Origin of the sequence: Pseudonocardia pini, from assembly GCF_013870575.1 — a bacterium.
Taxonomy (GTDB): Bacteria; Actinomycetota; Actinomycetes; order Mycobacteriales; family Pseudonocardiaceae; genus Pseudonocardia; species Pseudonocardia pini.
The window spans coordinates 1-2,941 of the sequence record NZ_JACBXB010000699.1; the positions used below are offsets into that span (position 1 = coordinate 1).

3 protein-coding genes are annotated in these 2,941 nt (G+C 74.9%); 2 read left to right on the forward strand and 1 reads right to left on the reverse strand.

Annotation, left to right across the window (positions count from 1 at the left end):
• Positions 1 to 208 precede the first annotated feature (208 nt).
• On the reverse strand, positions 209 to 961 hold the full coding sequence (locus H5J29_RS27380; RefSeq protein ID WP_181783882.1) for a GAF and ANTAR domain-containing protein: 753 nt from the start codon (positions 959 to 961) through the stop codon (positions 209 to 211).
• A gap of 153 nt (positions 962 to 1,114) precedes the next feature.
• On the opposite strand from H5J29_RS27380, the gene H5J29_RS27385 reads away from it, so the two are divergent.
• Together H5J29_RS27385 and H5J29_RS27390 are read left to right on the forward strand one after the other, a co-directional pair.
• The gene (locus H5J29_RS27385) at positions 1,115 to 1,603 is read left to right on the forward strand and encodes a hypothetical protein (protein WP_181783883.1); all 489 of its coding nucleotides are present in this window, start codon (positions 1,115 to 1,117) and stop codon (positions 1,601 to 1,603) included.
• Positions 1,604 to 1,725: 122 nt separating this feature from the next.
• Positions 1,726 to 2,941: FAD-dependent oxidoreductase (locus tag H5J29_RS27390; RefSeq protein WP_181783884.1), on the forward strand; the 1,216-nt coding region annotated here is incomplete at its 3' end.

The window sequence follows — 2,941 nt, forward strand, 5'->3', positions numbered from 1 at the left end:
CGCGGGCCGCACGAGCGTGGCGACCGCATAGGCCGCGGTGGCGACGCCGAGGGTGCGGGCGAAACGGGACATCGAGACCTCCGGGACGGATCCGAGAACGTTCCGGTCCGTACCCCTGTTCGGCCGTACTACACACACCGAAGAGTCGAGTCGGCCGTCGCCGGACCATTCCCCATCGCGCACGAACAGTCCGACAGAACGCGCCGGCTCAGGTCGGGAAGTCCAGCCGGGTGCAGAGCACGCCGGCCAGCTCCGCGAGCTTCAGGTTGTGGTCCTGCGAGTACCGCCGGATCAGGGCGAAGGCCTGGTCGGCGTCGAGCCCGTAGCGCGCCATGACGACGCCCTTGGCCTGGCCGATCAGGTCTCGGCTGGTCAGGGCCTCGCGGAGCTGGTCGACGAGCCGGGTCTGGGCGAGCGTGGTGCCGGCGAGGGCCGCGAGCAGCCGGACGGTGGGCTCGGCGGGCTCCTGCTCCCCGAAGGCGTTCGGTGCGGCGGCGTAGAGGCTCAGGGTGCCCAGCAGCCGGTCGTCCGCCTCCAGCGGCAGGCACAGCATGCTGCCGACCCCGAGCCGGCGCGCCGTCTCGGCGTACGCGGGCCAGCGGTCCTCGCTCGCCGTGTCGTGCACCCGGACCACGACATGCTCCCGCGCCGCGGTGAGGCACGGCCCGTCGCCGGTGTCCTGTTGGAGCCGGTCGAGGACGGCCGGGCCGTCCCCGATCGCGGCGACGGTCGTGAGGTGCCGTCGGGGCGCGGCGATGATGACGCCCGCGCCGTGCACCGGGCCCACGAGCTCGACCGCCTGCTCGCAGATCGCCGTGACCAGGTCCTCGACGCTGCCGCTGCGCGCGTGCAGGGCGCGGGCGAGCCGCTCGGCCCCCCGGTACGCCCGCTCGACGACGTCCTCGTCCTGCACGTCCTGCAGGGCGGAGGACCCGCCGCCCACCTCGGAACGCTCGACCATGCTGCGGACCGCCTCTCACCACGACATCCGGACCCTCGGCGGTCTCGTGGCTGAACCCGCACCTACGGCAGCGTCCTGTCTACCGGGTCGAGCGGCGCTGCGCCCCGTGGCGCGCGGAGGAGTGGGCGCGCCACGGCGGGGTAGCCGACCCTCATGATCCCGCCCTACGGGCGTCTCCACCTGCCGATCCTCGATCCTCCGCAGCCGGTCTTCCGGTTCGACACCCTCGCGCGGCCCGTGCTCGCACTGCTCGGTGTCCGGCCCGCGACCTGCGGCATCCGGGTCGACGACGGCCTGCTCGACGTGCGCTTCGGCCGCTGGCGGGTCCGCACCCCGATCGCCAACGTGGTGTCCGCCGCCGAGAGCGGGCCGTTCGCCGCCTGGCGCGCCCTCGGCCCGCGGCTCTCGCTCGCCGATCGCGGCCTGACGTTCGGCAGCTCGGTGCGGGGCGGGGTGTGCCTCACCTTCCACGACCCCGTCCCCGGGCTGCTCGCATGGACGGGCCTGCGGCACCCGTCCCTCACCGTGACCGTGGCGCGACCCGCCTCGCTGGTCCGGCAGCTGACCCTCGACCGCGCCCTGCAGCGCCTGCTCGACGACCCGGCCGGGGTGGACGACCCGGGCCCCGTGCCGCCGCCATGACCGCACCCACTTTCACCGCACCCACTTTCACCGCATCCACTTCACCGCACCCGCCTCACCGCACCCGCCTCACCGCCCCCGCACGACGCGCGCCGTGGGCCCGGCGTGCCTAGGCTCGTCCGGTGAGCGACGAACTGCGCAGCCGGGCCGCTCCCTTCCGGATGCGGCCCCGCAGGCTGGTCGTCCCCGATCCCACGCTCCCCCGGGACGTCCCGCCCGGTACCCGGGCCGTGGTCGTCGGGGCCGGGGTGGCGGGGGTCAGCGCGGCGGTCGTGCTGGCCGAACGCGGGGTCGAGGTGACCGTGCTGGAGGCGGCCGACACGCTCGGCGGGCGGCTGGGGGCCTGGCCCGAGACGCTGCCGGACGGGACCGAACAGGTCGTCGAGCACGGGTTCCACGCCTTCTTCCGGCACTACTACACCTGGCGCTCGATCCTGCGCCGCATCGACCCCGACCTGGGGTTCCTCGCCCCGGTCGGCGGCTACCCGGTCATCTCCCGCAGCTGGCCGGACGAGGACCTCAGCGGCCTGCCCGCGGCGCCGCCGCTGAACCTGCTCGCGCTGCTCGCCCGCTCCCCCAGCCTCGGCGTCCGCGACATGAAGGCGGCCGATCCCGAGGCCGGCATGGCCCTGATGTCCTACGACCGGGTGGGCACCGCGGCACTCGACGGGGAGTCCGCCGCGGCGTTCCTGAAGCGCATGGCGATGCCCGAACGCGCCCAGCAGATGCTGTTCGAGGCCTTCGCCCGGTCGTTCTTCTGCGACCAGGACGGGCTCTCCGCGGCCGAGCTGGTCGCGATGTTCCACTACTACTTCCTCGGCAACCCGGAGGGCATCGGGTTCGACGCCCCCACCACGGACCACCTGACCGCGATCTGGGCGCCGCTGCGCCTGCTCCTGGAGGCGCGCGGCGCCACGGTGCGCACGGGTGCGGCCGTGCGGCGACTCGTGCCGGAGGGCCAGGGGTGGCGGCTCGAGGCCGCGAGTGGCTCACCGGGTGACTCGGTGTCGGCGCGGCACGTCGTCCTGGCGATGGATCCCGGTGCGCTGCACCGGTTGCTGGCCGCCTCCCCCGAGGCCGCGGCCGGCGCGCCGCGCCTCGCCGCACAGTGCTCCGCACTCCGCACCGCACCGCCCTTCGCGGTGACCAGGCTCTGGCTCGACCGGGACGTCGACCCCGGTCGGGCCACGTTCAGCGCCGTCAGCGGCGAGGCCACCCTGGACTCGGTCACCGTCTACTCCCGGCTGGAGCGGCCCTCGGCGGAGTGGGCCGCACGGACGGGCGGTTCCGTCGTCGAGCTGCACTCCTACGCCTGCTCGGCCCCCGACGCGGCCACCG

Bases quoted from the DNA above. Each gene is read 5' to 3' on its own strand.
- H5J29_RS27380 (WP_181783882.1), bottom strand. From the start codon at position 961: ATGGTCGAGCGTTCCGAGGTGGGCGGCGGGTCCTCCGCCCTGCAGGAC.
- H5J29_RS27385 (WP_181783883.1), top strand. From the start codon at position 1,115: ATGATCCCGCCCTACGGGCGTCTCCACCTGCCGATCCTCGATCCTCCG.